The sequence below is a fragment of the Mycolicibacterium brisbanense genome (genome assembly GCF_001570425.1).
Classification (GTDB): Bacteria; Actinomycetota; Actinomycetes; order Mycobacteriales; family Mycobacteriaceae; genus Mycobacterium; species Mycobacterium brisbanense.
The window spans coordinates 617265-642498 of the sequence record NZ_BCSX01000024.1; the positions used below are offsets into that span (position 1 = coordinate 617265).

15 protein-coding genes are annotated in these 25234 nt (G+C 68.8%); 3 read left to right on the forward strand and 12 right to left on the reverse strand.

The genetic code is table 11. The features are described 5' to 3' along the window. Positions 1–2 precede the first annotated feature (2 nt). From RMCB_RS15670 to RMCB_RS15710, 9 genes are all read right to left on the reverse strand, one after another. On the reverse strand, positions 3–1160 hold the full coding sequence (locus RMCB_RS15670; protein ID WP_029368925.1) for a hypothetical protein: 1158 nt from the start codon (positions 1158–1160) through the stop codon (positions 3–5). Then, the gene (locus RMCB_RS15675; RefSeq protein WP_062829463.1) at positions 1157–2086 is read right to left on the reverse strand and encodes a hypothetical protein; all 930 of its coding nucleotides are present in this window, start codon (positions 2084–2086) and stop codon (positions 1157–1159) included. The genes RMCB_RS15670 and RMCB_RS15675 overlap by 4 nt, the downstream gene beginning before the upstream one ends. Continuing rightward, positions 2086–4599, reverse strand: a complete 2514-nt coding sequence (locus RMCB_RS15680) for a GAP1-N2 domain-containing protein (RefSeq protein ID WP_062829464.1) — start codon at positions 4597–4599, stop codon at positions 2086–2088. The genes RMCB_RS15675 and RMCB_RS15680 overlap by 1 nt, the downstream gene beginning before the upstream one ends. After that, a complete protein-coding gene (locus tag RMCB_RS15685; protein WP_062829465.1) occupies positions 4596–6734 on the reverse strand; it encodes a SaeA-related protein in 2139 nt (712 codons plus the stop codon). The genes RMCB_RS15680 and RMCB_RS15685 overlap by 4 nt, the downstream gene beginning before the upstream one ends. Before the next feature lies 1 nt (position 6735). Then, positions 6736–9375: a hypothetical protein gene (locus tag RMCB_RS15690; RefSeq protein ID WP_062829466.1), complete on the reverse strand. Its 2640-nt coding sequence runs from the start codon at positions 9373–9375 to the stop codon at positions 6736–6738. Positions 9376–9377: 2 nt separating this feature from the next. Next, a complete protein-coding gene (locus RMCB_RS15695; protein ID WP_062829467.1) occupies positions 9378–12929 on the reverse strand; it encodes a tubulin-like doman-containing protein in 3552 nt (1183 codons plus the stop codon). Continuing rightward, on the reverse strand, positions 12929–15976 hold the full coding sequence (locus tag RMCB_RS15700) for a vWA domain-containing protein (protein ID WP_201028298.1): 3048 nt from the start codon (positions 15974–15976) through the stop codon (positions 12929–12931). The genes RMCB_RS15695 and RMCB_RS15700 overlap by 1 nt, the downstream gene beginning before the upstream one ends. 3 nt (positions 15977–15979) lie before the next feature. Further along, on the reverse strand, positions 15980–16546 hold the full coding sequence (locus tag RMCB_RS15705) for a COX15/CtaA family protein (protein ID WP_062829468.1): 567 nt from the start codon (positions 16544–16546) through the stop codon (positions 15980–15982). Between the two features lie 206 nt (positions 16547–16752). Beyond that, entirely contained in the window at positions 16753–17523 is a 771-nt protein-coding gene (locus RMCB_RS15710; protein WP_029368936.1) for a DUF4190 domain-containing protein, read from the reverse strand. A 318-nt stretch (positions 17524–17841) separates the two neighbouring features. Between RMCB_RS15710 and ygiD the strand changes: the two genes are divergently transcribed. The 3 genes from ygiD to RMCB_RS15725 are packed head-to-tail and all read left to right on the forward strand — an operon-like array spanning position 17842 to position 19723. Further along, positions 17842–18606 carry a 4,5-DOPA-extradiol-dioxygenase gene (gene ygiD, locus RMCB_RS15715; protein WP_062829469.1) on the forward strand — a complete coding sequence of 255 codons (765 nt, stop codon included), beginning with the start codon at positions 17842–17844 and terminating at the stop codon, positions 18604–18606. Between the two features lie 36 nt (positions 18607–18642). Further along, positions 18643–19059, forward strand: a complete 417-nt coding sequence (locus RMCB_RS15720) for an EVE domain-containing protein (RefSeq protein ID WP_029368938.1) — start codon at positions 18643–18645, stop codon at positions 19057–19059. Positions 19060–19081: 22 nt separating this feature from the next. Continuing rightward, positions 19082–19723: a class I SAM-dependent methyltransferase gene (locus RMCB_RS15725; RefSeq protein ID WP_062829470.1), complete on the forward strand. Its 642-nt coding sequence runs from the start codon at positions 19082–19084 to the stop codon at positions 19721–19723. A gap of 68 nt (positions 19724–19791) precedes the next feature. Here RMCB_RS15725 and RMCB_RS15730 read toward each other — a convergent pair whose 3' ends face one another. The 3 genes from RMCB_RS15730 to RMCB_RS15740 all read right to left on the reverse strand — a co-directional run bounded on the left by RMCB_RS15730 (position 19792) and on the right by RMCB_RS15740 (position 25229). Further along, positions 19792–21084 (reverse strand): HNH endonuclease signature motif containing protein, encoded by a 1293-nt coding sequence (locus RMCB_RS15730; protein WP_062829471.1) that lies wholly within the window; start codon positions 21082–21084, stop codon positions 19792–19794. Positions 21085–21205: 121 nt separating this feature from the next. Continuing rightward, positions 21206–24574: an ATP-binding protein gene (locus RMCB_RS15735; protein ID WP_062829568.1), complete on the reverse strand. Its 3369-nt coding sequence runs from the start codon at positions 24572–24574 to the stop codon at positions 21206–21208. After that, the gene (locus RMCB_RS15740; protein ID WP_029368943.1) at positions 24558–25229 is read right to left on the reverse strand and encodes a DUF4194 domain-containing protein; all 672 of its coding nucleotides are present in this window, start codon (positions 25227–25229) and stop codon (positions 24558–24560) included. Before RMCB_RS15740 ends, RMCB_RS15735 begins: the two co-directional genes overlap by 17 nt. Positions 25230–25234 lie beyond the last annotated feature (5 nt).

The following is a 25234-nucleotide window of genomic DNA, read 5'->3' on the forward strand; positions in this document are numbered from 1 at the left end:
CCCTACAGCACCCCGAAACTCGACGTCACCCACCGCACCGGATCAGCGCACCGGAACGGCGCGATACCCCTCGAGTGCAGCCGGTTGCCGCTGGGCGGCTGACCCAACGCGGATACGACGAAATAGCGGTTCTGCAAACGCATTCCACTCGAAGGGTTTTCGACCGCGGCGACGATCGAGCCGGCATTCAGGCGGGTAAGCAGACTGCGCACCTCTTCGTGCATCAGTTGACCGCCGATCTCGTCGTACTGCTGACTGTCGGAGGTGTCCCGCAGGTACGCCGCGCCCGCGTTGGACATGATCAGGCTCCACTCGGAGCCCTCCACCTCTCGGAGCACGCGCAAGGCGTCGAACTTCGACAGGATCACCGCAAGTTTGGGCTGCCCCGGGGCAACCGCCATCATCACGTTGTTGAGCACCGATCGCGGATCGCCACCACTGAACAGCTGAGCGGGCAGCAGATCCTGCAGCTGATCGCGAATCGCCTTGACGCGCAAGGGGTCGAACATGAAGAACACCGCGTCGGCGTTGGCGAAGAACCGGAACGGCGGCGTGTGCAGATCACCGGACTCCATGTCCTCGCCTGCCACATCGCGCAGCACCAAGAACCGCCGCACGCCGTGCCAGATGCCGATCGAGAACATCAGCGGTTCACGCTGCGTCGAGGCCTGGGTGTGCACGGTCGGCGTCGGCGGGATCAGCCCGCGCTGCACGTACAGCGGCGTCTCGTAGTTTGTCGCGTAGGCCTGCGCGGTCGCCCGGGTGACCGGCTCCATCGACACACCGAGCCGTTCGCACAGCAGCTCAAGCTGTTTCACCAACACGCCGATGTAAAGGCTCTTGCCGGTGGCACGCGCTCCGGCCATGGCGATGCAGATGGCGTGCCCCTGCCGCCAGCCCTCGGGCAACACGTAGTGGCAGACCGGGCAGATCTCCACAGCCGGGCCCTGCAGCGCTCGGCTGGCCTCCGCGGTCGGCGGCGGCGGGCCGTTGTACCCCGGCGTGCGGGTCCAGGTGTAGAGCGGACCGCAGTCGGCGGGCGCCCCCAGGTACGCCGTCGCGACGTCGTCGCGGTAGCGGGTGCCGCCGGCCTGAGCGGACAACGTCCACAGATGCTGGTTCGGGTTGAGTGCCGAAAAGCACCGCGGGCATTTACTCATCGGGCCAGGGCCTCCACCAGCGACGCCGTGATCCGGTCCAGCACAGGCGGATGCGCCAGCAGCTCGGCGGTTGCCTCGTTACCCGGCCGCGGTGCGGGAAGGCGCGCACCGGCAGCGTCGAGCCTGCGGTCGTTGGACAGCGCGATCACCGGAAACCGTTGCCGCACCGCACTTGTGGGATAGTCCGCGCAGACCACCACGCGGGACGGCCCGGGTGCCAGCCGCGACCAGCGCGCGCCTGCCGACCAGCGGGGTGTCGCTCGTCGGACCGCGTCCGCCAGCTCGGCACTGCCCGAGGCCGTCACCGGGACCACATCCGCGCCCACCAGGACCGCCGAGACGTTCCGCACGCCCACCGCGTCGGCCACCCCGACCACGATCTCGGTGGCCGCCACCACGCTGCCGTCGGCGAACCAGCTGCGCATCGACGCCGAAGTGTCGAACGCGATGAGCACCGCACCGTCGGACTCGCCCGGCCCACGGCCGGTGATCTTGCGCGCCGACGTGCGCGCGGCAGTGGCCAGGGGGCTCAGCGGGGTATCGGCAACCGCGCTGACCGAGATGTCGATCTGCGTGCCGTCGGGGGTCAGCTTGGCGAACGTCAGCCCGGTATCACCGCTGACGTCGATCGGATCGAACATCACTTGGACCGGATCGACGTCACCGGGATTGTCGTGGGCGATCGCCAGGTGGATGACCGTCCCGCTGGCGAACCGGTCGGTGCCCACCGGGCGCACCGACACCATGACCGGGCCGGTGAGGCCGGGCAGCAACGCCTGATGCGCGCTCGAGCGCACCACGGGCTGATCGGGTCCGCCGTGCACCTCGAGTGCGGCGCCGCCGACGGCGCCCGTGATGGACACCGACAGCGCTTGGCTGGGTATCTGCACCCGCTGGTTGCGTGCGTTCACCACATAGATCGGCATCAGCGACTCCCCCGCAATCTCGCCGCCAGCGACGGTTGTGTGTCATTGCGCCGGGCCAGCAGCCTGCCCACCATCTTCCGGTACCGCCGCACCGTGCCGTCCGAGGCATCCCCGGACAGCTGTGTCATCAGCATCGTCACCGCGTCGACGTCGCTCTCCTCACCGGGCATGCCTGCCGCCACGCGTTCAGCCAGTTGCCCCATCAATTGATCGATCACGTCCAGCTGCTGCTGGGCATCTTCGGCCGACGCGACGCGCAGCAGTGTCACCGCCAGCACGGCCTGCGGCGCCACCTCGTATCCGTCGACCAGCGGCATCACCCGCGCGATGGCCTCACCGCCGAGGCCGGCATCGGCCGCCAGCACCGTGCAGGCCTGCGGGTAGGGCTGCCCGGCGATGACGCCGAGCAGGGCGAATGTCAGCATCCGCACAGCGAAGTCGTGGTGCACCGCGCTGGGCTCGGTATTGCCCAGGACCTGCTCCCAGAACGGCAGGTATGCGCTCTGGTGGGTCTCCACGTACCGCTGGTGCATCCACATCTGCGGCTCGATGTACCGCACCGCCGCGCACGCCACCGCCGTGCTGTCGCCGTTGCCGTCGATCACCCGGCCAGCCAGCTCGGTCAGCGCGGGCGAGTCCGGCGCGCCGACCAGGGTGCGCACGGTGCCGGCCCCGGTGATCGGGTCGGCCCCCAACGCGAGCAGGAGGTCAGCCGGATCCCACACCGACTCCGCGACGGCCTGTTCGAAATGCGGGGATGCGGTCGCCCGCAGCCACCACAGCTGCGCCCCGGAATCACCCGGCTCGACCGACCCGCGCCGGCCGGCCCGGATGCCGCGCAGCGCGGCGCGGATCCAGATCTGGTCCCAGGGGCTGGCATGCGCGAGCTCGTCCGCACCGGGCAGGGGCGTCGCGTCGGCCAGCCAATCGAGCAGGTTGTCACTGATCGCGGTGCCCTCGACGTCACCACCGGCCCGCAGCAAAGCTGCACCGATGGCCAGTCTGCCGTCCGCGTCGACGCGCTGGCGCATCTTGGGGCCACGCACCGGATCGTCGAGATGCGGCACCACATCGTCCACCAGCGCCGGGGCGAGCCGATCGTCGGCGACCCCTGCGCGCAGCAGTAGTTCGATCACCCGCAGCTCACGTTCAGGACCTTGATCCCGGGCCGCGGCAAGCCCGGGCCCGATCGCCGACTGCACCTGCGAAGGCGTTGGTTTCCCGTGAAACAACCTGGGCCCCAAGGGGATCGGGCCGAGTTGACCAAGCCAGGTGTCATCGGTGATGGCGCGGCTCAGATACGTCGCATCGGCGAAATCCGCGGCGGGCCCATCCGGCAGTTCCTGCACGGCGCGCCAGGCGTCGGCAGTGCTAGTGCCGACCACCGCCGACAGCACGTCGGCGATGGTCTGGGCGGCCTGCGAGCCGGCCGGGACATCCGGAGGCGAGTGAGCAGCGATCACTTCGTGCGCCTCTTCGACGGCGTCAGCAAACTCAGGGCGACCTGCCACCACCATTGCGGTCGGCCACGCGGGGTGCAGACCCTCGTCGTGGACCTGCTCGGCGACGCGGTCGATGTCGTCGAGCAGCCGGCGCGCCGAACGCGGTTCCAGGAGCGCCACCTGGGCCATCGCCGACCAGTGCGTGGCCTCGATGGTGTGCCCGCGAGCAGTCCGGTGCGGATCACCGCCGAGCTCGCCCATCGATACCGCTTCGGTCTCGCTGATCACGACGACGCCTGCGGGCACGGCATCCAGATCACCGATCGGCACGGCCGTCAGCAGTTGGCCGCTGTGCAGCGCCAGCATCACCTGATCGGCCCGGTCGAACGTGGAGAAGCTCAGGGTCGCCGCGGTGCCCGGCGACATCAGAAAACTCACGAGCCCGATCCACTGCGCGGCCGATTCGACCGACTCCGCACCGAGCACCACCGGCGCTCCGCCGTCGAGCGCCCCGGCCACGGCATCGAGCAGCGCGAACAGCGTCGCCAACCGCCACGTGCTGGTATCCAGCGCGAACGCGACAACGCTGTCCTTGGTCACCACCGTGCCCGGCTCGGGTGGGCTGTCGGGAATCGTCGCCCGGCTCACCGCCGCCGCGCCGTAGGGACGCGCCCACTGCGGTGACCGCCACCACTGGATCGGCCGGCGCCGTGGCGCCGCCAACGGCGTGCGGTCCAGCACAACGTGGGCGAACACGTTGCCGGGCCGGCCCGTGCTGTCCGACCCCGCGGGCACGGTGTGCCAGTACGCCGTGCCGGTGTCGACCCTGCCGTAGGCCAGCCGCCGCGGACCCTGGTCGAGCTGTTCGGGTGTCGGGTAATCGGGAAGCGGCTGCACCGGGCGGAACACCGTGCGCACCCCGGCGATCAGCTGCTGGGTTTCTTCGGGCGTCAGGTCACCGGTGGTCTGTTTGACCTGCCAGCCGCCGGCCGAACCGACAGCATCGAACGACGTGTAGGCCAACTGGCCGTAGCGGGGCTGATCTGGTCTTCCTCGCGTGGGGGCAGTCATTGCGCCATCGCTGTCAGCCGCAGACTGTCCACCGGCGGATCAAGCAAGGCGATCACCCGGAGCCGCTCGGCTGACGGGGTGTTGACGAACAAGCGGATCCAGCCCTGCAGGCCGCGCACGTTGGCCGCCCAGAGCTCGCCCGTTCCCGTGGTGGTCAGCTGCGACCAGCGCAGTTCCTTCGACGGCCGATCGGCGAACTGCCCCTGCGCATCCAGCGGCGCCACGTCGACGGCCTGACCGTCGTGGACGCTCAGCGGTATCCGCTGCGGATTGTTGACCAGGACGAACGCGGGTGAACCGGGCAGATCGTGCTCGGAGCGCATCGCGATGGTCGCAGTCGTCGGGAATCCCTGCGGATCCCGGCCGATGCGCACCGCGTACTGCAGCCGCAGCAACCCGTGGTACTCGACGCTGGCTATCGCCCCGGTGACCCGGCGGCCACCCGAGAACGCCACCGGGGCCAGGTGCAGCGAGCAACCACCGACCGGCAACTGGCCGGTGAGCTGCATCCCGCCGTACTTCTCGTATTCCTCCAGCGAGATCTCGAACGACTTGCCGGTCAGCCCGCCGCGCGGGTCGTAGCCCTTCGGGGCCAGGTACAGCACCACACCGGCCGCGCCGTCGGGCCAGTCGAAGGTGAGCACCTGTTTGTTGCAGTACTCGGCGAGTTCGATGTCGCGGATGGCGCCGGTCCGCACCGACGACAGTGTGCGGCCCACCAGGGCCCGGCCGGCCAGGATGGTCACCGGGGTGAGGTAGGCGCGGCTCCAGTCGGCCGGCCAGGACACCCCGGCCATCAGCGCGCGCGGCCTGCCGTCGGGCCCGGTCTGGGTCACCACCGGCTGGGTGAGCCGCAGCTCCGGCGTCAGCCCGACCTGTTCGAGCGCGCCTTCGGGCAGCTCGGCCGATTCCGCGCCGGCATTCGGCCCGTCCTGGGTGCGGTAGATGACGATGCGGCCACCCGCAGGCGGCGTCCAGGTCAGATCGAAGGACGAGCCGTCCACACCGGTCGCCACCGCAAGGTCGGTGACCGGGGCCAGCACGGCCGAGATCTCGATGTCGGTCTCGACGGCTTCCGACAGCCGCAGCACCCCGTCGACATTGGCGGCGCAGCGGGCGCGGTACTGGTAACGCTCACCGCGAACGGGCTCGGAGTCGACGAAGCCGTTGAGGTTGTCGCTGCCCGCGAGGATGCGGTACTGCGGACCGTCGCGGCCGGCCTCGGCGGCGGGTACCCGGTAGACGTACACCGCGCTGACCCCCGCGGGCACGGTCCACTGGCCGATGACTCGGCCGGCGTCCTCGCGGATGGCGAAGTCGGTGATCGGGCTGACCAGCACCCCCGCGGCGTAGAGCATCGGCTGCGCGGTCAGGGCCTCGGCGCGCGTGGCCCCAACGTTGATCCAAACCTGGTAGTGCCGGACCGCCGCACCCGGTGGGCGGGTGTCGGTCGCCGACGTCGTATCGGTGGCGGCCACCAGATCGGCGCGATCCGGCGAGTACGGCGGGTTGTCCTCGGAGCTCACCAACCGGTACAGCACGACGCCGTCGGAGCCCTGCAGCGGCGGCCAGCTCAACTCCATGGCACCGGCGGCCGCGCTGCGGCGCAACGCGATGTTCTGCCGGGGCGGCTGCTGCTGACCGAATGTGAACGGGGTGAAATCGGCTGCCGTGAGCGGTGTTTCGGCCACCGGCGGGGCGGCCTGTGGGAGCACCGGCTCGGCCGGTGGAGCCGGCTCGGTGGGGACGGCCGGCGCCGAAGGCGGTGGGAGGATTCCCGACGCCCCGGCCGGTGGCGGTGTCGGCGGCGGGAGGGCCCCACCGGCCGACGCATCGGTGGTGCGGTGCCTGCCGGTGATGGACGTCTGCTCGGTGGACGACGTGTCCAGTTCGGACAGCACCCTGGCCATTTCGTCGGCGTGCTCGGCGACCGAACCGGGCAGCATCGCGCGGATCTGCTCGACGTCCGTGCGACCGGACCTCAGCACCAGACGCAGATGCGCCTCTTTGAAGCTGCGGGCCGCCACCGCGCCGGAATCGATGAGCTGCTGGCGCCAGGCCAGCAGGGGTGCCAGTCGCGGGTCTGCGTCGTCGGGATCCTCCCGGTGAAAGGGATCGGGGCTGGAATCCTGCATGTCAGAACACCATGTCCTCCCCTGGCGGCGCATCGGATTCGGTGCGTCGAACCATCATCGTGGGCTCGTCTTCGCCACCTGGCGCGACGGGCACCGGCATTTCGAACAAAGCAAAATCGTACGGCGGCAGACCGTCGCTGGCCTGAACAACGACTGCCCGGTAGCCCAGCCCGGCCCGGATCACCACCGCGTCGTCGACGGCGACGCCGGATCGGCCTGCTGTCACGGCGGCATTTGTGAACAGCGACGCGTCGAACGGCGCGGCCCGTCCCGCCCGGTGGTCGGTGAATCCGGCGCCGAACTGCTGCGCGGGCACGTCCCGGTTCAGGGTCGGCACCGCGACCGTGCCGGTCAGCGCGTCGGCCAGGCCACCCGGCTGCCCACCGGCTTCGTCGGCGAACATCTGTTCCACGCGAGCCCACAAGGCGTCAGCCCCGGTCGGGCGCACCCGGCCCTGCAGCACCGCCGCCGACCACTGGTCCAGCCCGGACCCCGAGCCGACTCCGGGGAGCTTGAACAGCGCCGCCGGCTCCTCACGGAGCCTGGCCGCAGCCTCGCCCAGCATGTCCTCCCACGGTTTGGTCAGCCATCCCAGCGCGTAGAGCCTGCGCTGGATGCCGTGGGCCGCGTTGTCGGCCTGGTCGGCACTGGGCTTGGCCACGCCGATCTGGGTGGACCGCGGCAAACCGTCGACGAGCTGGCCGACGGCCGGCCGGGCCGGCGGCGCCACGCCGAACGGGGCACGCAGCACCGCGCCCAGCGTGCGGCACCACGCCAGCAGCTGACCGTAGGCGGACGTCAGCCGGCTCAGATCCTGCACGGCGTTGCGCAGGTTGGCGTGCATGGTCTCGAGCTGATTGAGCTGCGATCTTCGCAGGTTCATCTCGGCGAACAGGTCGCGCTGGCTGAGCATGAACAACCCGAGCGAGACCACGATGTACAGCACGATCAGCGACGCCCCGGTGATCAGGGCGAACTTCCAGCTCGACCATCCGATGGCGGCGACCCCGATCAACGCCAGCAGCACCACGAACAGCGCCACGGTGAACGTCTTGAGGATGGTGCCGACCGCCTGCTGGCGCTGGCGCAGCTGCTCGTCGACAGCGTTGCGGTCGCCCATCGACTGGATCTGTGACACCAGGTCGGCCACCTCACCGCGGGCCCGCTGCATGAAGTCGGCCAGGATGGTGCCGACCTGCCAGGCGTAGCTCTTCGCCGCGCCGGCCTGCCAGCGGTCCAGCTCGGTCCCGGTGTTGCGGGCCTCCACCCCGGCAGCCGGGTCGGAATAGGCGTTCTGCAGGCGTTCGCGCACGTTGGCCGCGCCGAGCACGTCGGCGCCCTCGACGGCGGTGACGCCGATGACCGCGGCCAGCGACGTGGGAATACCCCGGAATTCGTCGGCCGCGCTGGGCACGACGTCGGCGGCGTTGAACACCACGCCGACGGCCGATCCCACGGCGATCGGATCAAGCCCTGCGGCTCTGCGACCGCCGTCGGCCAGGGTCAGCGCGCCGTTGACGAAGTCCGTCCACAGCGCGCTGAGGTCCTGCTGGACCAGGTGTGCGCCCTGGCCGCTCAGCGCGGTCTGCAGCGTTTCCGCGCTGCGGTTGAGGTCCTGCCAGTCGGCCTTTGCGGTATCGGCGACGACGGCGAAGGCCGAGTCGGTGCGGCCGAACACAGTGCCCTGCACAGTCGTCGCCACTACCGAGGTGACCGACCCCATCACCGCGGACAGCCACGCCGACGGGGCACTGCGCAGCGCGGCGCCCATGAATTTGAAGAACATCTTCAGTGCGGCCCAGATGCCGATCGCCTGGGTCGGCGCGGCGTCGGCCGCCAGCCGCGGCCCGCGCAGGACGTCGCGATGTTTGGTCCACAACGCCCGCGCCATCGATTGTGCGGCCGTCGGAACGTCTTCGACATACACCACGGGCACCTGCCCCCCGCGCGGCAGCGGCAGCCGCCCCGTCGGGTCGAACAGCTGCGTGCGCAATGTGCTCTCCACCGCGGCGGTATCGAGCCTGCGGTAGAACGCCCGCACCGCGCGTACGGTCTGACCGGGCAGGATCTCCATGGTGTCGAACGGGCTGTCGTCGATCCCGGCCCACAAGCCGGCGATCCCCGCCACCACCGGCGCGGTCTGCTGGGCGACGTCGAGCGGGTCGGTCAGCCTGCCCCACGGCACGGCGCCGAGGCCGGGCGCGGCCGAATCCTCCGGGGCGATGAGCAGGTTGTGCCAGCCTTCGAGCACCAGCGCCAGGTCCGGAGCCGTCGGCACGGAATGCCCCGGCGTCAGCAGCAGCCGCAGCAGGCTGATGCGCGCGCCCATCGAGGTGCTCCGCACGATCTGCTCGACGGCCTGCTCGGCGGCCAGCGGGACCCGCTCGGCGGCCGGCGCCTCGATGGGGACCAGCACCGCGACCCGGATCCGGTCGTAGCGCTCACCGGTCAGCAACTGTTGCAGCACAACAGGTTCGGCGTGGCCGTCGCGGATCAGGGTGGCCGGTGTCGAGGCTCCGCCGACATCGCCGGCGTCGACCCACGCGAAGGGGCTCAACAGCCCCACCGCCGAGTAGTCGGCCAGGACGGCGAGCACCTCTTCGCATACGCGAGGCGGTGCCAGCAGAACGGTCAGCGACATCGTCAGAACGTCCCGCCGTCGGGGATGACCACCGAACCGCCCACGTCGTCCAGAAACGCTGCGGCACCGGCCTGCTCGCCGCGGGCGAGCGCGTCGGCCTCCCGGTTGACCAGTTTGATCAACGCGTCGGTGGCCCAGTACACGTCCGGGGCGACATCACGGAAGATCGGCGTCTTGGACGCCTTCGACCGGGTGGTGATGGTCGTGAACGCACCGTCCGGGGTGGCACCCGGCGTGTCGGCCGGCAGGTACTGCGCGGCGACGTCGCGGACACTGCCCAGCCACGTCTCCGCAGCGGCACGGCGCTCCTCGGGAGTCTGGGCGGCCGCGATCGGGCCGACCCGGGACGTGACGCCCTGCGCGGACGACCCCGACCGCAGGAAGTCCCGCAGCAGGCCGGCCGCCGACAGCTCGACGATGCCGCTGGCCGGGTCCTGGCTGTGCGAGTCGTACAGCTCACGCAGCACGCCGTAGGGCCGCAGGGACCGCATCACCGGCGGCTCGTGCGAGGTCGCGATGGCCAGCAGGATGCCCTCCAGCACCGCGGGCAACCAGTCGTAGGACGCGGTGAACGCCGATGGCGGGGTGAGCAGCGGGTTGGGGAAGGCCAGCCACTGATTGTCGGCACCGTCGTAGATGCGGACCGGGTCGGTGTACGGCGAGGCCGGGATCTGGATACGGCCCAGGATCTGGCCGAGGAACCAGCCCGCGGTCATGGTGCGCCGCTCGTCGTCGGTCATCGGCAGCGACGCCGACAACGGCCGCGAACGCCGGTACCGCCAGAACTGACCGCGGCCCGGGCCCGCGGTCTGGGCCCACTGCTGCGCGGCAGGCTTGAGCACCGAGTCGAACGCCAACGGCGAGTAGTTCGGATACGACCCGAAGATGTCGATGCGGGTGACGCTGTCCTCATCGGACAGCGAGCGGCCGTAGTTGTCCTTGGTGGCCTGGTCGATGCGCGGGTTGGAGCGCAACACCTCGGCCAGCGCGTCGGCCACCGGCTGACCGGCGAACGGCACCTCGGAGAACTTGTACCGGTACTCGACCTGTTGACCGGGGTGCACGCGTTGCAGCGCCTGATCGTTGACGCTGGCCAGCGGACGGGCCAGGGACAGGGCCTCGTTGAACTTGGTGGCGATGTCGCGCCGGCGGGTACTGATCTCGGATTCCGCGGCACCCACACCCTGCACGTAGTCGCGCAGCGATACCCGGCAGAACTCCTCGAACGCCTCACCGGGCCGGCCCACGTAGAGCCGGGCCCGCGCCAGCAGTTCAGCGGGCCGGGTGTGAATATCGAACTGCGCCATGGCCGGAACACGCGGTCGTCCGGTCTCCGGATCCGTGCCCAGCGCCCGCGTCACCCACGTCGAGGTGACCTCGGTCAGGCCGCCGGGTGCCGAGACGCCACCGGTGGTCTGCCACTGGCCCAGGATCACCCGGGTGCTGGCATCGTCGACGGCGGTGCGCAGCGGGATCATCGCGTGCGCGCCCGCCACCGCCTTGGGCAGGTCGGTCTCGTAGCGCTGCTTGAAAGCCGCCGAACTGATCAGCAGCACTTCGTTGTTGGCCTCGGCGAAGCGGGCGGGCACCAACTCGTCGGAGTCGGCGGGCCAGGCCACGTACTGATCGGTCGACAGCCGGGCCAGGCCGATGTCCGAAGGCGGTTCGGCGCGCGCCTTCTCCAGCAGGATCATCGCTTCACCGAGCGAATCCCGCAGCGGGGCAAGCAGTTCGGCGCCCATCACCCGCATGACGTCGGCGATCCGAGCGGCCGCGTCGGCGTAGAGCTGGCGGCGCACCGAAGACCGGAAGCCGTCGAGCGCCATCGCCAGCACCTGGTCGGCGTTGGTCATCACGCCGCGCAGCGAGCGCAGCGCGGCGTCGACCTGCGGGGGCACCGCGACGATGTCGGGCGGGCCCATCGCGCCCAGCTGTGCGACGCCCGGCGCCAGCACGTCGTCGATGTGCCTGCGCAACCGGTCGACGAGTTCGCGGGCGTACGGCAGGCCGAGGGTCGCCGCGGCCGCACCGACCACCTGCTCGAGACGCTCGGCGAACTCGCGGTGCCAGCTGAAGGCCATCGCATAACCGATCTCGGCACACGTGCGGGCCAGATCGGCGCGCCGGTTGAGCACCGCCTGGCGGAAGATCGGCACCCACTGCTCGGCGGACATGCCCTGCGGATTGGGCAGGAAGCCGCGCAGCTGGCGTTCGATCAAATTGTTGACCGCGCCCGCCACGGCCTCCGGCGCGAACGCTCCGGTGGCGATCCAGTTTCCGAGGATGCCGACGCGCGTCTGCTCGTCACCTGCGGCATCAGGAATCCGGAGTTCCCCGCAGTGGGTCTGCCATTGGCTGCTGAGCAGCGTGTCGAGTTGCTCGTTGCTGGATGCCGGGTTGCCGTGCTGGATGTGACCGAACAGCAGCTTGTCGGCCGCGCTGCGCGCCAACCGCTGCGCGGCGTATTCGGCGTACCGATCGCGGCCCATGCTCAGGCTTGAGAAACCGTAAGTGCCCCAAGGCAATACATCCCACGCCGAGATGCCCCAGCCCAGCACGTCACGGTCACCGACCGGCGATGCGGTGTTACCGAGGTCGTAGGAGACGAATTGATCGCTGGCCTTGCCACTCATCATCAACCCGGCGAGCCCACGGGCGAGGCCGCGGTACACGGCGTTCTGCGAACCGTCACCGAACAGCGTGCGGTCCGCACCGATGTAGCGGCCGACCGGGAACACCCGCGCAAACGGAATGGGTTCGCCGTCGCCGTGATGCTGGCCCAGCGCGCGCAAGATCCGCACATCGTGCTCGCGGGCGGCGCCGGCCTGGCTGGCGACGATCTCGCCGAGCATGGCCAGGGCGTTCGCGCGGACGCCGGTGCGGGCGCTCTCCGGTAGCGAATCGAAGATGTCGGGCGTCACCATGAAGACACCCATGAGCTTGGGATCAAGCCCGGTGACCAGGGTGAGCAGCCGGCACACGTCCAGCGCCATCGACGCGCCCGCCCCACCGGCCATCGACGACACCACGAGCACCAGCGGCGGCTCGTTCGGGTCGAACCGGCCCATGCCCGGCACGCTCGCGTTGGCCATCTCCGAGATGGTCTCGACCCGGAACAGCGTGTCCCAGGCCGACTGCAGCCGCGCGTGGATCTCGCTGGCCTTGCTTAGGGTGATCATCCGGCCGATCGCGCGGTATTGTCCGGCGCCCGCCGAGATCGGGTTGGTGACCTCCTGCGGGTTGCGCGGCGCCCACGTGGCGATGGTGTCGAGCGCACCGCCCGCGGCGAGCCGCTGCGAGAGCGCCCCGTCGAGGATCGCGTAGCTGCTGCCCTGCGGACCGCAGCCGATGTAGCTGCCGCCCTGCGTCGGCACGTTCGCCAGCCCCTCGGGCCCGGACTCAGCCGCGCTCGGGACGTCGATGTGCACGAATTGCCAACCAGCCAAAAGCTTTTCGATACCGGCGGCATGCAGTTCGGAACGCAGCTGGTCCATCATGAACGCCAGCGTGGCGCCACCCGAACCACCGCATCCGACTACCAGGAATCGACGCATCAGGCTCCTCCACCAAAGGGGTCGAACGGATCAGAGTCATACCGCTGAGGCGGCGCCGGGGGCTGACCGCCCCGCCGGTCATCGGGCGGGGGCTGCTGGTGCCGCGGCGGCTGCTGTTGTGGCGGCTGCTGCGGCGGATACCCGCCCGGCTGGTAGGTGATGGGCGCCTGCTGGGTCACCTCATACGGGTCCGGCGGTGGCGGGTTGGCGCCCGGCCGGTAGTCCACCGGGGCATGCTGGGTCACCTCGTGCGGGTCGGGACGCGGGGCCGACGGCGCGGGCGCCGCTGCACTGCCACCGAACGACGGGTTCGACGAGGCGAACGGATCAGCGCCTTGCGGAGCCTGAGCGTGGGAACCGACCGGGGCCACCGGCGCCGGACCGCCGCCACCGCCGAACGGGTCATAGCCCGTCGGAGCGCCACCGCCGGCGCCCTCGCCGAACGGCGAACCGCCTTGGCCCTGATCGTCATACGGCGAGGCCTGCCCGGCCTGCACCGCGCGCAACCGCAGACCGCCCAGCAGCTCGGGCAGCCGGCGGGCCACCTCTTCGAAGATCTTCTCCCTGGCCGCGGTGTCGGTGTTACCGCTGACCAGCAGCAGCACCTCGGCCTGCGACGCGGGTCCGCGCGGATCATGCAGCACCACCCAGGTGTTGTGCACGGCCAACGGCAGGACCGCGTGCAGCCCGGTGCCGTCGGTGCCCGGCAGTTCGGAACTGACGCTCAGCAGGTTGCCCGCATCCACGACCACCCGGCCTGCGCCGAACGGGCTGCGGCCCATCACGGCGTTGAGCGTGACACCGAGCACCGACAGCCGCCGGACACCGTCGGTCAGCCCGGTCACCGGCTGCACCAGGTCGGTTTCGGCCATGGCGAACGGTTCCCCGTTGCGCAGGGTCATGTCCTGGTTGACCTCGACGGGGATGCGCTCGGCCAGCAGCGGGGTGTTGGGAATCTTGGTCACCCACCACTTGGACAGGTAGAGCAGACCCAGCGGGATACCCGGGCCCAGCAGCAGCGCCGCGATCAGCACCAGCACGAAATTCGTGGTGTTCAGCGGCTTGATCAGCGAGGCCACGAACGGCACGTCGACAACCTGCCCGTCGTCGGGGTGGTCGAGCGCCGCGACGTGCACGGGGACTGTGCCGTTGAGGCCGCCGTGCCCGTCGTGCTCGGTGCGCAGGGTGACCTGCAACTGCCCGGTCTGGCCGTCGGAGACCTTGAGGCAGTTGCTCGACGAGTTCGACGGCGAGGTCACCGTCGCGGTGCCGATGTCGTCGGGGCTGGCCGTGGTTTTGACAGCTTCTCCGTCGGCGATCCAGGCACACCCCGGGCCGGTGATGGCCAGCTGTGCCGTCACGCCCTTGGCTGCCTGCACGGTGCCGAAATCGATGCGCTCGCCCGGGGTCGGCAGCCCCAGCTTCGGCAGGATCTGCACGGGCTCGGTCTTGTCCTGCGGCGAAAGTTTGGTGCCGGGCGCGATCTGGACGCCCGCCGGGTCAACGGCTGGCGCCGTGGTGACGACCAGCGACATCTTCAGCGTCGCGCGGCCCGGGTTGATCTTCGACAGGTCGGCTTTGACCGGTTTGCCGATGTCCTCCTTGGCCGCCGCGTCCAGCAGCGAGATGGGTTCCTTGCCGTCGGGCACCAACTGGACCGTCATCTCCGCGGTCCCGGCCAGGCTGTCGGTGGGTACCGGCTTGCCCTTGGCGTCGACAAGCCCGAACGTCAGGTTGTCGACCGTCGCGCCGCTGCGCCACTGCACCTTGTCGGCGTTGAGCAGCGCCGGGAAAATGTCGGTGCTGATGTGGATGTTGACCTTCGACACCGCGTCGGCATGCTCACCGGTGGTGTCGACGTAGACGATGGCCCACTGGCCCGCCCACTCGCCGCTGCCCGCGTTGTTGATCGCGATGGACTGCGCCGTCTCGGACTGCCATTCGTAGCTGACCGGCGTGCCGCCGACCTCGACGTTGACCTTGCCGTCCTTCTTGGGCAGCTCGACGGTCTGGCCTGATGGTGACACCAGGTATGGGACGACGCCCGTCACGTCGCCCGAGCCGAGGATGTTCACCGACTTGATCGACTTGTCCAGCACGAAGTTGTGGCGTGCCTCCGGGCACACCTGCAGCTGGCAGACCGGGCCCTGGGTGTTGATGCCGGGATCCGGGGTCAACGAATCGAAGGCGAACAACATGTCGTCGATGTTGGACACCGGATAGAAGTCGCCGGGCACGGGATCGGTGATGTTGCCGCACTTCATCCCGTTGAGGCCCTTGCCGGTTGCAATCGCACTCATGACGTCGAAGTCCGCCGGGGTTTCCTTGGCGCCCAGACCGACGGCCAGCGTCACGATCTCGGCCGACCGGATCTGGTCGGCCAACCCACCCGAGCGGCAGATCGAGTCGATCGACTTCTGTTTGGCCTGATCCACGCCGGCCTGCGTGCTCAGGTCAACACCCTCGGCGTACGGCTTGGTCACCTGGCGGGGCGTGAAGTCGATCTGGCCGTCGGAGAACCACGCGATGGCCTGGCAGCGCTGCCCGCCGTTCGGGCCCTGCCCGCGCGCGGCCAACGCCTGCCGCGCTCCGTCGAGCGCCTGCCAGTAATCGGTGTCCAGACCGTTGTTCTTCGACTTGATCTCGTTCAGCTGCTGGGCCGTCGCGTCGGCGGTCGCGGCGGTGAGCTCGCTCCAATCGTGTTCCGGCTTATAGGTGTCGGAGAACCCGGCGGCGGCCACGTCGAGCTTGGCGTCGACTCGGTCGGCGTAGCGGCCCAGGGTTTGCAACAGGTAGCGGGCCGCGTCCACCCGGGCGCCGTCGGGGTCTGTCTGCTGCAGGCTGCCCGACTCGTCGAACAACAGCAGCAGGTCGCCGGTCTTCTGGGCGGCCAGGCAGGCGCCGAATCGCTTTGCTCCGCCCGACGCCGTCTCCGCCGACGCCACGGGCGCCCAGCCCATCAACACGACCGCCGCGGCCAGCACCGCCGCGACCAGCAGTCTCGTGCTCCTCGCGTGCGCGGTAAACCGAAGGATCCCCCGAGCCATCCCCTATAACCTGCCTGCCCACAGGGCGATCTGCCAGGCGCCGACAGCGATGCCGATGAGGCACACCGCCAACACCACCCAGTACAACGTCATCGTCCAACCCGGCGCCGAATAGACGAATTCGGTCCTTCTGCGGGTGTCCACCCGGGTATAGAAAGCCAGCGCCCCGATCGCGACGGGCCCGGCCAGCAGCCATCCGGCCACCGCGGTCGGCCAGCCGAGCCCGAGCACCGCGCCGAGGACGCCGACGATGACGCCGAGCAACGCCAGTCCGAGCGCCACCGCGAACCAGACCAGCGGCGGCCCCGCGGTCTGCAAGGTTGCTCCCGGTATCGCGGCCGCGGATTGGCCGAACGCGTCGACGCCGCCGTAGTTACCCTGATCCGGCGCCGAACCGAACGCATCCTGAGGCTGCGTGTGCTGGGTGCGCGGCTGCCCCGGAGGTTGCCCCGCCCACGGGTCGAAACCGCCGGACTGCGGCACCGGTGGCGCACCGGCCGGTGCGCCCGGCTGACTCGGCCGCTTCGGTGGCCCGAAGTCGCTGAAATCGAACGGGTTCGGATTGCTCATGACCGCCCCAATCCTCCCGTCTGCGATCCGGTCATCCAGGCATCGGCGACCGCGCGAATGCGTCGGCAGCAGCCCGCTGTGGTTGCTGTGAACACCGGTCGGGCGGCATTGCACGACTCTATCGGAGACATCTCGACCCGGGCCCCGTCAGCTAACTTCTGCCCGAGCGGCCGCAGCGTTCCATTCGCATACGCGCGGAACCCATGTCAACCGCGGTACGGCGAGATGCAGGCGAACATGGTCTGGTCGGCATCTGCGATGAATTGGTCTGTGCACACGTTTGTCGGTGCCACCTTGTCGACGCGATACACGCCCTGGATCGCCAGGCACGCCGACCGCACCATGGTGACAGCCGTGGCGTCCGGGTTGTTCGGGGAGGCGCCATGCTCCTCAATCTGAATGCAGTCCCCGGCCCGCAGATCACTGATGTGGACCTGCTGGGGCTGTGGTGGGGGTGGCGGCGCAGGCACCGTGGTGCGCGTCGTCGACTTCTTGGTGGTGGTCTTCGACGTGCTGGTCTTCGAGGTGGTCGTGGTTGTGGTGGTGGTCGAGGACGACGAGTCGTTCTTGTGCAGCACCAGGAACACGACCAGCGCGATGATCGCCACGAAAATCATCAGATAGGACACCGTCAGACCGATCAGGGCGCGTTCACGGCCCTTTTCACCGGTCTTCTTGATCTGGGACAGCGCCAGATGCCCCAGTACCGCGCCGATGGGCGCAAAGACGACGCCGAAGACGATCGACAGGGTCGCCAGTGCGTTGGTCTGGCCCGACTGTGGCCCGGGCGGCGGCCCGTATCCCGGTGGCCCCGGTGGATAGCCCGGAGGCGGACCCTGCGGTGGAAAACCGGGCGGGCCTCCCGGTCCGGCCGGGAATCCCGGTGGGCCTGCTGGAGGAAAGCCTCCGCCTTGCCCGGCGAAGGGATCATTGCCGAACGGACCTGTCGGGCCACCCCCGTACCCGCCGTATGTCATTTATCAGTCCCGCCGTCGACTACGCCTGATTCTGCGTCAAATTTCACCACCATTGCACACGGAATACCGGTCAATGTCGGTGCGGAGATTCGATCGTAATCGGCCCGCGTTTGCCATGCGTGCCGCTGCGTGTTGGGCTGCGCCACTACCGCCTCCAGCCTCCTTCGGTGTTCCACGTGCAACGGCCGCCTTGAGCCTAACCCCGCCGGACCCGCCTTCCGGGCACCAAATAGGTTGGCTGAGCGGGTGCACGGGACTTGTCCCCGATGAGCGCGGCTACTCGCCCACCAGCGTTAGCCTGGTCCGATGGGGCCTGTGATGCCAGCGGCGTTCATCGGACACGGAAGCCCGATGAACGCCATCGAATCCAACCGATACACCGCCGCGTGGCGGGACTTCGGCCGCTCGGTGCCCCGGCCACGAGCCATCCTGGTGGTCAGCGCGCACTGGTACATCAACGCGACTGCGGTGACCGCGATGCCGAGGCCGCGCACGATCCACGACTTCTATGGATTCCCGCGCGAGCTGTTCGACGTGCAGTACCCGGCGCCCGGTCTGCCGGAACTGGCCGAGGAGATCAGCGACACCGTTCATCCCACGTGGGTGGGCGCAGACGTGGACAGCTGGGGCATCGACCACGGGACCTGGTCAGTGCTGGTGCACGCCTTCCCCGACGCGTCGATCCCGGTGGTGCAATTGGCCATCAACGCCAACGAGCCCGCCGATTACCACTTACAACTCGGGGCCAAGCTGGCCGGGCTGCGCGAACGCGGCGTGCTGGTGCTGGCCAGCGGCAACATCGTGCACAACCTCGCCGGGATGGACACCGCGCGTCCCGACGACGGATACGACTGGGCGCAGCGCTTTGACGATGCCGCGCGCGAACAGGTGCTCGACGACCCCGCGGAGATCCTCACCCTCGACGCCCACCGCGACTATCCGCTGGCCGTGCCCACCCCGGACCACTTCATCCCGTTCCTGTATTTCGCCGGACTTGCTTCTGCGGCAACCACTTCCGCAGAGGTGTTGATCAGCGGCTACACCTTTGGATCGCTGTCCATGACGGCCTACGCGCTGCGCTGAGCCGGCGCTGTCGGTGGCCCGCCGTAGCGTGCCGTCATGACGTACTGGATCAACACGGTCAGCCGGGACCACGTCGCGCGCGGGGTGGCAGGCGGCTTCACCCAGGCCAACCACGGCAAGCCGCACATGCTGCGCAAGATGGCCCGCGGGGATTGGATTGTCTTCTACTCACCGAGGACCACCTTCCCCGACGGACCACCGCTGCAGGCGTTCACCGCGATCGGCCAGGTCAGTGACGACGAGCCGTATCAAGCCGAGGTGGCCCCGGACTTCCGCCCGTGGCGCCGGGCGATGGATTTCCAGACCTGCGAGGAAGCCCCGATCCGGCCGCTGATCGACGACCTGGACTTCGTGGAAGACAAGAAACGCTGGGGGTACCGGTTCCGGTTCGGCGTTTTCGAGATCAATGAGCATGACTTCGAGGTCATTCGTTCGGCCATGAGCCCGCCCTGACCGCGCGCCTACACTCGGACCGGTGACAACCACGCAGCGCCGCGGATTCAACGACACCGTCACCCGGTTCTGGAGCTTCGCCGCTCCGGCCTACGACCAGCGGTGCCTGCAGCGTTGGGTCTACCGGCCCGCCCAGGACGAGGTCATTGCCCAGCTGCGGCAGCATGGATCGACCCAGATCGCCGATATCGCGTGCGGCACCGGCATCCTCGCCGACCGCATCCAGCGCGAGTTGCGACCGGACGAGGTGTACGGCATCGACATGTCCGAGGGCATGTTGGCCCAAGCCCGCAAGCGGTCCGACCGGGTGCGCTGGATGTCGGCTCCCGCCGAAGAGCTGCCGTTTGAGGACGGATTCCTCGACGCCGTGGTGACCACCTCGGCGTTCCACTTCTTCGACCAGCCCGCCGCGCTGGCCGAGTTCCACCGCGTCCTGGCCCCGGGCGGCATCGTCGCGGTCACGACCATCAGTCCACGCCAACCGATTCCGGTGTTGCAGGCGCTGTCCGCGGCGGTGTGGAGCCCGGCGCACAACCCGTCCGAGTCGGAACTGCTGGCGCTGTTCGCCGGCGCCGGGTTCACGGTCGCCGACCAGCATCGAGTGCGCCGGCCGATCTGGACGCCGATCTCCGACCTGATCACCCTCGGGGTCAAACCGGCCTAGCCCTGCTGCAGGCCCGAATCCATCTGGCGCCCAGCGTTATTCGACCCGCTGCGCTGCCGGGCTGGCGCCTAGTTGGTCGACGGTGGTGGTGGTTGGAAAGGGGTGTACCACCACCAGTCGGCGCGTTCACCGGTCGGCCCACGGTACGGCGGGACATCCGGTGGGGGTGTGGTCGGTGGACGCGCCAGGGATCCGGGGTGCAATTCTCTGCCGGTGGCGTCGGTGACCTTCAGTTGGTGCGCCGGGCCCGTGATGGTGATGCCACCTTTGTGATGCAGCCTATGGTGGTAAGGACAGAGCAATACGAGATTGTCGAGTTCGGTGGTGCCGCCGTCTTCCCAGTGGATGATGTGGTGGGCGTGCAACCCCCGAGTCGCCCCGCAGCCGGGCACGGCGCAGCAGCGGTCCCGATGCTCCAGGGCGCGGCGCAGTCGCCGGTTGACGGTGCGGGTGGCGCGGCCTGCCCCGATGGGTTGGCCGTGGCGTTCGAGCCAGACTTCGCACGTGGCATCGCAGGATAGGTAACGGCGCTCCTCGTCGGCGAGCACCGGGCCCAAATGCAACGCTGCGACCGGTGTCTCGCCGTGCTTGTCGAGGTCGAGGTGCACCACCACGGTGGTGTGCTGCCCGTGTGGGCGGCGCGCCACATCGGCATCCCAGCCGGCCTTGATGAGGCTCATGAACGCATCGACAGTGGTGGGGAATGGCGGCGCCTGCACGGAGGGCTGCTCGGTCGTGCCCGCGGCAGTCTCGTGGTCGCGTTTCCACTCGGCGATCAACGCGTCGCGGTGCGACGCCATCCCGGCGTCGAATTCTTCTGCCTCCAACCGCGGCAGCGTGATCTTGTATGTCGTGGAATCGTCGTGCACCTCTTTGGTGAACGACCGCTCCGGCTCCGACTCCGGTTCAGGTTCCGGCTCGACTTCCGGATCGGGCTTGGGTTCCAGTTTCACCGCAGTGCGCAACTGAGCGACGGTGGCTACCGCGGCAAACTCGGCGTAGTGCGCGTCGGAGCCGTCGGCGGCGCGCTCAGCGATCACTCCCACCTGATCCAGCGACAACCGGCCCTCCCGCAGACCTTCCACGCAGAGCGGGAATTCCTCAGCCCGCCGCGCGACGGCCACCACCGTCTCGGCATTGTTCGGGGTGATACCGGTCTTCCAGGCCACCAGCGAGGTGATCGACCGGGCACCAGTGGCGCCGCACAACTCGTCGCGATCCAGCTCGGCGACGATGTCGACGATGCGTCCGTCGATGGCGTTGCGTTGGCCGACCAGTTCCGACAGTTCCTCTAATAACGCCTCCACCCGCTGGGCAGGGCTGGCCCCGCCGTCGGCGAAAGACGTTGGCTGCGAGGACATGACACCATCATCGCAGAGGGCACCGACAAAAACCGGACGCCGACAATGCGGCACAAGCCCTGTGGGCAGCGGCGGTCCGCGATTGAGCCCACGCCCCAAGTCCCAGTTGTTCTGGCCGACATCAGACCGGCTCGGGCACCTTCAGATCCCGCCGCAGGGCGCTGAAATCGCTGATGGTCTTGGTCACGACGGTCGCGACAGGACGCGCATTGCGACCGGTCGCCTCAGTCTTGGACACCATCACCACGCCGTCGATGTAGGGCTGGATGGTGGTCGCGTTCTGCACGGTGGCCACGATCACCAGCTGAAAACCGAACTTGCGGAACGCTTCCAGCGCCTGCGAGGCGAACTGCGGATCGGACTTCGAGAACGCCTCGTCGAGCATCAGCTGCGCGAAAACCGGTGTGTTGTCCCCGCTCTCAGGGCTGGCCAGGTTGAAGCTCAGCGCGCCGGCAAGGCAGAACGCCATCAGCTTTTCCTGCTCACCGCCGGAGTTGTCGCCTGCGTTGCTGTGGGTGCGGATCAACTCGTCGGTGCGTACATCCCACTCCGCGCAGTCGAACGCGAACCGGTTGCGTACGTCGAGCGCATCGCGCGTCCAGGCGCGGTCCTCAGGTGTGTTGCTGGCCAGCCGATTTCGCAGTCGCAGGATGTCTGCGTACTGATCGAGGATCGCCTTCTTGTCCCCGAGGCCCACCTCTGCGATGCGCCGCGAAATGGCCTTGACGATGTCGGTCAGCTCCGAGACCGCAGCCAGGCTGCGCGGGGTGGCCCGCAGCGTCAGCCGCGTGCCGCGGTTGAATTCGACCGCACCCAGCCCGGTGTTCACCCGGGCTATCTGGTCGCTGATCCGGCGGGTCTCCTGTTCGGCCACCCGGTGCAGCGTCAGGATCGCGTCGGGAGCCTGCTCGGTGATGAGCCGCATCATCCGCTCGTAGGCGTCGGGCAGCTCGCGCTCATCGATGTGGCGGCACACCGCGACGTAATCGTGCACCCGTTCGTCGAAGTCGTCCGAGTCGTTCGGAATCGCGTCGGGGAACGAGGTGTCGAACGTGGTGATGATGCGGGCCAGTTCATCGTATGAACGCCTACGGCTTTCGGTCAGCTGGTCACGTTCGCGCCGGATCGCGCTGAACAGCGCGTCGCGGTGTGGCTCGGGGTTGAGCAGTTCCAGCTCGACGGGGATCTCTGCGGCGTAGCGGTGCAGCAGTTCACTGATGGGTTCGGACACCGCCGCCGGCGCGAGCCGGTCCTGCAGTTCGAGCAGGCGCGTACGCCGCCGGTCCAGCTCGTCGCGACGCGTCTGGATCGCGCCGCGTCGGGTCATCAGGGTCTGGATGTCGCTCCAGATCTCTTCGGCCCGTGCGCTGAGGGCCTCGATGTCGGGATTGTCGGCCAGCAGCAGCTCGTACTGCTCGCGCAGTCGGTCGGCGTGCCCGTCGGCGGTCTCGGTGTCGATCTGGCTCCACTGCGGATACTGCTCGTAGATCGCCTTGCAGGCCGCGGCCTGATCCCGCCACTGTTGCCGTTGGCGCGCAATCTCATCCGCGGCGTGCCGCGCCTGCTGGAAGGCGTCCTCTGCTTCGGTCAGCTCGGCGGTCAGCGCGTCCAGCTTGGCCGCGATATCGCCTTGGTAGATGTACTCCGACGGCTTGATCGGCCGACGGTCGTCCTTGATGGCCAACCGGTCGGAGTCCTTGTACAGCCCGGAATCAGTCACCGCTCGGCGGAACCGGGAGAACACATCGGGGGTGTCGACGCAGATGTGGTCACCGGCGGCGGCGATCACGTCGGCCGCCTCTGCTGCGCAGGGATGCGCCGGGTCGACGACAAAAAGCTTGCCCGCCAGGGTGTTCGGTTCCGCAACGCGGCCGGTGGAGGTGACTCGAACGTGATGCAGCGCCAGCCGGCCACGCATGTTGGTCTCGTTGACGAAGCGCAGCACCTTGGCGTAATGCTGATCCGGCACCAACAGCCGCAGGCCGACGGGCCGCAGCACCTTCTCCACAGCCAACCGCCAGCGCGCCTCCTCGGGGCGCAGGTCGAGCAGCTCGGCGACGTACGGCAGCTCCGCCGGGTCGATACCGACTGCGTTGCAGATGTTTTCGCGCATCGCGACAGCCGACTCGGGCAGCGCCGAACCCACGTGCTCGACGCGCTTGAGCTCCTTGGCGGCGTTGTCGCGGACGATGCGGGCCGATTTCTGGGCGTACTCGGCATCGGTCGACGCGTCGCGACCCCATTCGAGCTTGCCGAGCATCTCGGTGGCCTGCCGGGTGAGTTCCTCACGCAGTTCCCAGAACTCGTCGGCGGACTCGGGCGGCTCGATGCCCTGTGCGCCCACCAACTCCTCGTAGGCTGCGCGCCGGCGCGAGACCTCTTCGGCCTGCGCTTCGGCTGCGGCCACCTGCGCCTGCAGCGGACCGACATTGGTGCTGGCGCCGTTGATCTGCGCGTTGAGCGAATCCCCCTCAGCCTTGGCCAGATTGAGCTGTCTGGTCAGATCGGCGTGCTCGTTGTCGAGCTGGGTGACCTCGGCGTCCAGGGTTTCGATCTGGGCCGGGCACTGCTTGAGCCGCACATGGTCGGTGTAGGCCCGCACCAACGGCTGATCCACCAGATCGATGATGCCCAGATCGGATGATTCCGAGGTGTAGCGGACCTGGATGGCTTCGATGTCGCCGAGGATCTTGCGCTTGCGCTGGGCGACGGCCAGCAGCTCGCGGGCCTCCACCAGCGGGTCGATCTGCTTGAGCGCCTCCGGCAGCCGGGCCAGGCTGTCGGGTTCGTCGAGCATGAACTCACGGACGAACTGCTCCAGTCCGCCAACGCTTTTCAGGGACTTGGCCTTGCCGAGCAGCTGCTGTGCGGCATCCGAGGCGCGAATCCCGATGGCGGCGTACAGCTGGGCGAGGTACTGCGATTCCACCTTGGTGGTGAACCGCCAGCCGTCGCTTCGCTCGCCCCGGACGTCCTTGAACACCCCCGTGTCGAAACGCCCTGCGGCCCAACGGTTGCAGACTTCTTCGATGTCGAGGTCGCCGTCGCCCAGGACATACCGGCTCGACGAGTCGGAGCGGGATTCCCCGGTGAGCCACTTGAGCACCAGGCCGGTGATGGTGCGCCCGGTGTTACTGGTGTAGGTGACCGCCACCGCCGACCAGGTGGTGCCGTCGCCGCGCAGGTACATCACCTGGCTGGCGCCGCCGTCGCTGCGCTGGCCCCACGCGCCGCGCACGTACTTGTCGACGGTGCGCCGACCGGCACTGGACCCGGCCGCGGTGTTGTCGCCCGAGGCGTTGAAGTTGCGGCGGTTGAACGGCAGGAATCCGAGCGAAATGGCGTCCAGCAGTGAAGATTTGCCGCTGCCAGAGGCGCCGGCGATCAGCGAACCCCCGGCGCTGAACGGGATCGAGTGGTAGCCGTCGAACACGCCCCAGTTGATGATCTGCAGCCGGGACAGGTGGAACTGTTCAGTCGCGGACGGCATCGTCGACACCCCCATTCAGCAGAGCCTCGAACTGCTGCTGCAGTTCGGTGATCACCGAGGCCGTCATGATCGCGCTGATGACGGGGCTGACGGTGTAGCTGTCCTCGTCGTCGCGGGTCTTACGCAGGATGTCCAGGCCGGCGAGCCGGGCAATGGCGGCATCGATGCGTGCGGTGAACGTCACGGTGTCACGGTCAGTGTCGTTGAGCACCCCGGAGAACAGGCCGTGGATCTCGTCACGGGTGATCAGGAAGCTCTGGTCGCCACCGGCACGCATCATCTGCGCCAGGTGCAGCGCCAGGATCGAATCGTAGGTGCCGAGCGGCTCACGGCGTAACAGCTTGATGCCCTTGGCGGATTCGTAGCGGGCCTGCTCGATGAAGGCGATGCCGATGTCGTCGACGATGCGCAACTGCAGGTCGAGCTCGGACAACCGCACGGCCAGGTCGGAGCGGTACTCCTTGACCCAGCTGTAGACGTCGGTGTCGGATTCGCTGCTGATGTAACGCCGCGTCAGTAGGTGCTGCAGGGCCCAGCATGCCCGGTCCGGCATGGCACTGACATCGCCGTCGAAGCGCGGGCGACGCTGCTGCGGGGCCCGACCGTTGCGGTCGACCTCCGGCAGTGACGCGAAATCGATCGGTGCGTCGGTCATTTCGG

What these genes read in the sequence shown, in the direction of transcription:
- RMCB_RS15670 (WP_029368925.1), bottom strand. Translation starts at nt 1,160, where the DNA reads ATGAGTAAATGCCCGCGGTGCTTTTCGGCACTCAACCCGAACCAGCAT.
- RMCB_RS15675 (WP_062829463.1), bottom strand. Translation starts at nt 2,086, where the DNA reads ATGCCGATCTATGTGGTGAACGCACGCAACCAGCGGGTGCAGATACCC.
- RMCB_RS15680 (WP_062829464.1), bottom strand. Translation starts at nt 4,599, where the DNA reads ATGACTGCCCCCACGCGAGGAAGACCAGATCAGCCCCGCTACGGCCAG.
- RMCB_RS15685 (WP_062829465.1), bottom strand. Translation starts at nt 6,734, where the DNA reads ATGCAGGATTCCAGCCCCGATCCCTTTCACCGGGAGGATCCCGACGAC.
- RMCB_RS15690 (WP_062829466.1), bottom strand. Translation starts at nt 9,375, where the DNA reads ATGTCGCTGACCGTTCTGCTGGCACCGCCTCGCGTATGCGAAGAGGTG.
- RMCB_RS15695 (WP_062829467.1), bottom strand. Translation starts at nt 12,929, where the DNA reads ATGCGTCGATTCCTGGTAGTCGGATGCGGTGGTTCGGGTGGCGCCACG.
- RMCB_RS15700 (WP_201028298.1), bottom strand. Translation starts at nt 15,976, where the DNA reads ATGGCTCGGGGGATCCTTCGGTTTACCGCGCACGCGAGGAGCACGAGA.
- RMCB_RS15705 (WP_062829468.1), bottom strand. Translation starts at nt 16,546, where the DNA reads ATGAGCAATCCGAACCCGTTCGATTTCAGCGACTTCGGGCCACCGAAG.
- RMCB_RS15710 (WP_029368936.1), bottom strand. Translation starts at nt 17,523, where the DNA reads ATGACATACGGCGGGTACGGGGGTGGCCCGACAGGTCCGTTCGGCAAT.
- ygiD (WP_062829469.1), top strand. Translation starts at nt 17,842, where the DNA reads ATGCCAGCGGCGTTCATCGGACACGGAAGCCCGATGAACGCCATCGAA.
- RMCB_RS15720 (WP_029368938.1), top strand. Translation starts at nt 18,643, where the DNA reads ATGACGTACTGGATCAACACGGTCAGCCGGGACCACGTCGCGCGCGGG.
- RMCB_RS15730 (WP_062829471.1), bottom strand. Translation starts at nt 21,084, where the DNA reads ATGTCCTCGCAGCCAACGTCTTTCGCCGACGGCGGGGCCAGCCCTGCC.
- RMCB_RS15735 (WP_062829568.1), bottom strand. Translation starts at nt 24,574, where the DNA reads ATGCCGTCCGCGACTGAACAGTTCCACCTGTCCCGGCTGCAGATCATC.
- RMCB_RS15740 (WP_029368943.1), bottom strand. Translation starts at nt 25,229, where the DNA reads ATGACCGACGCACCGATCGATTTCGCGTCACTGCCGGAGGTCGACCGC.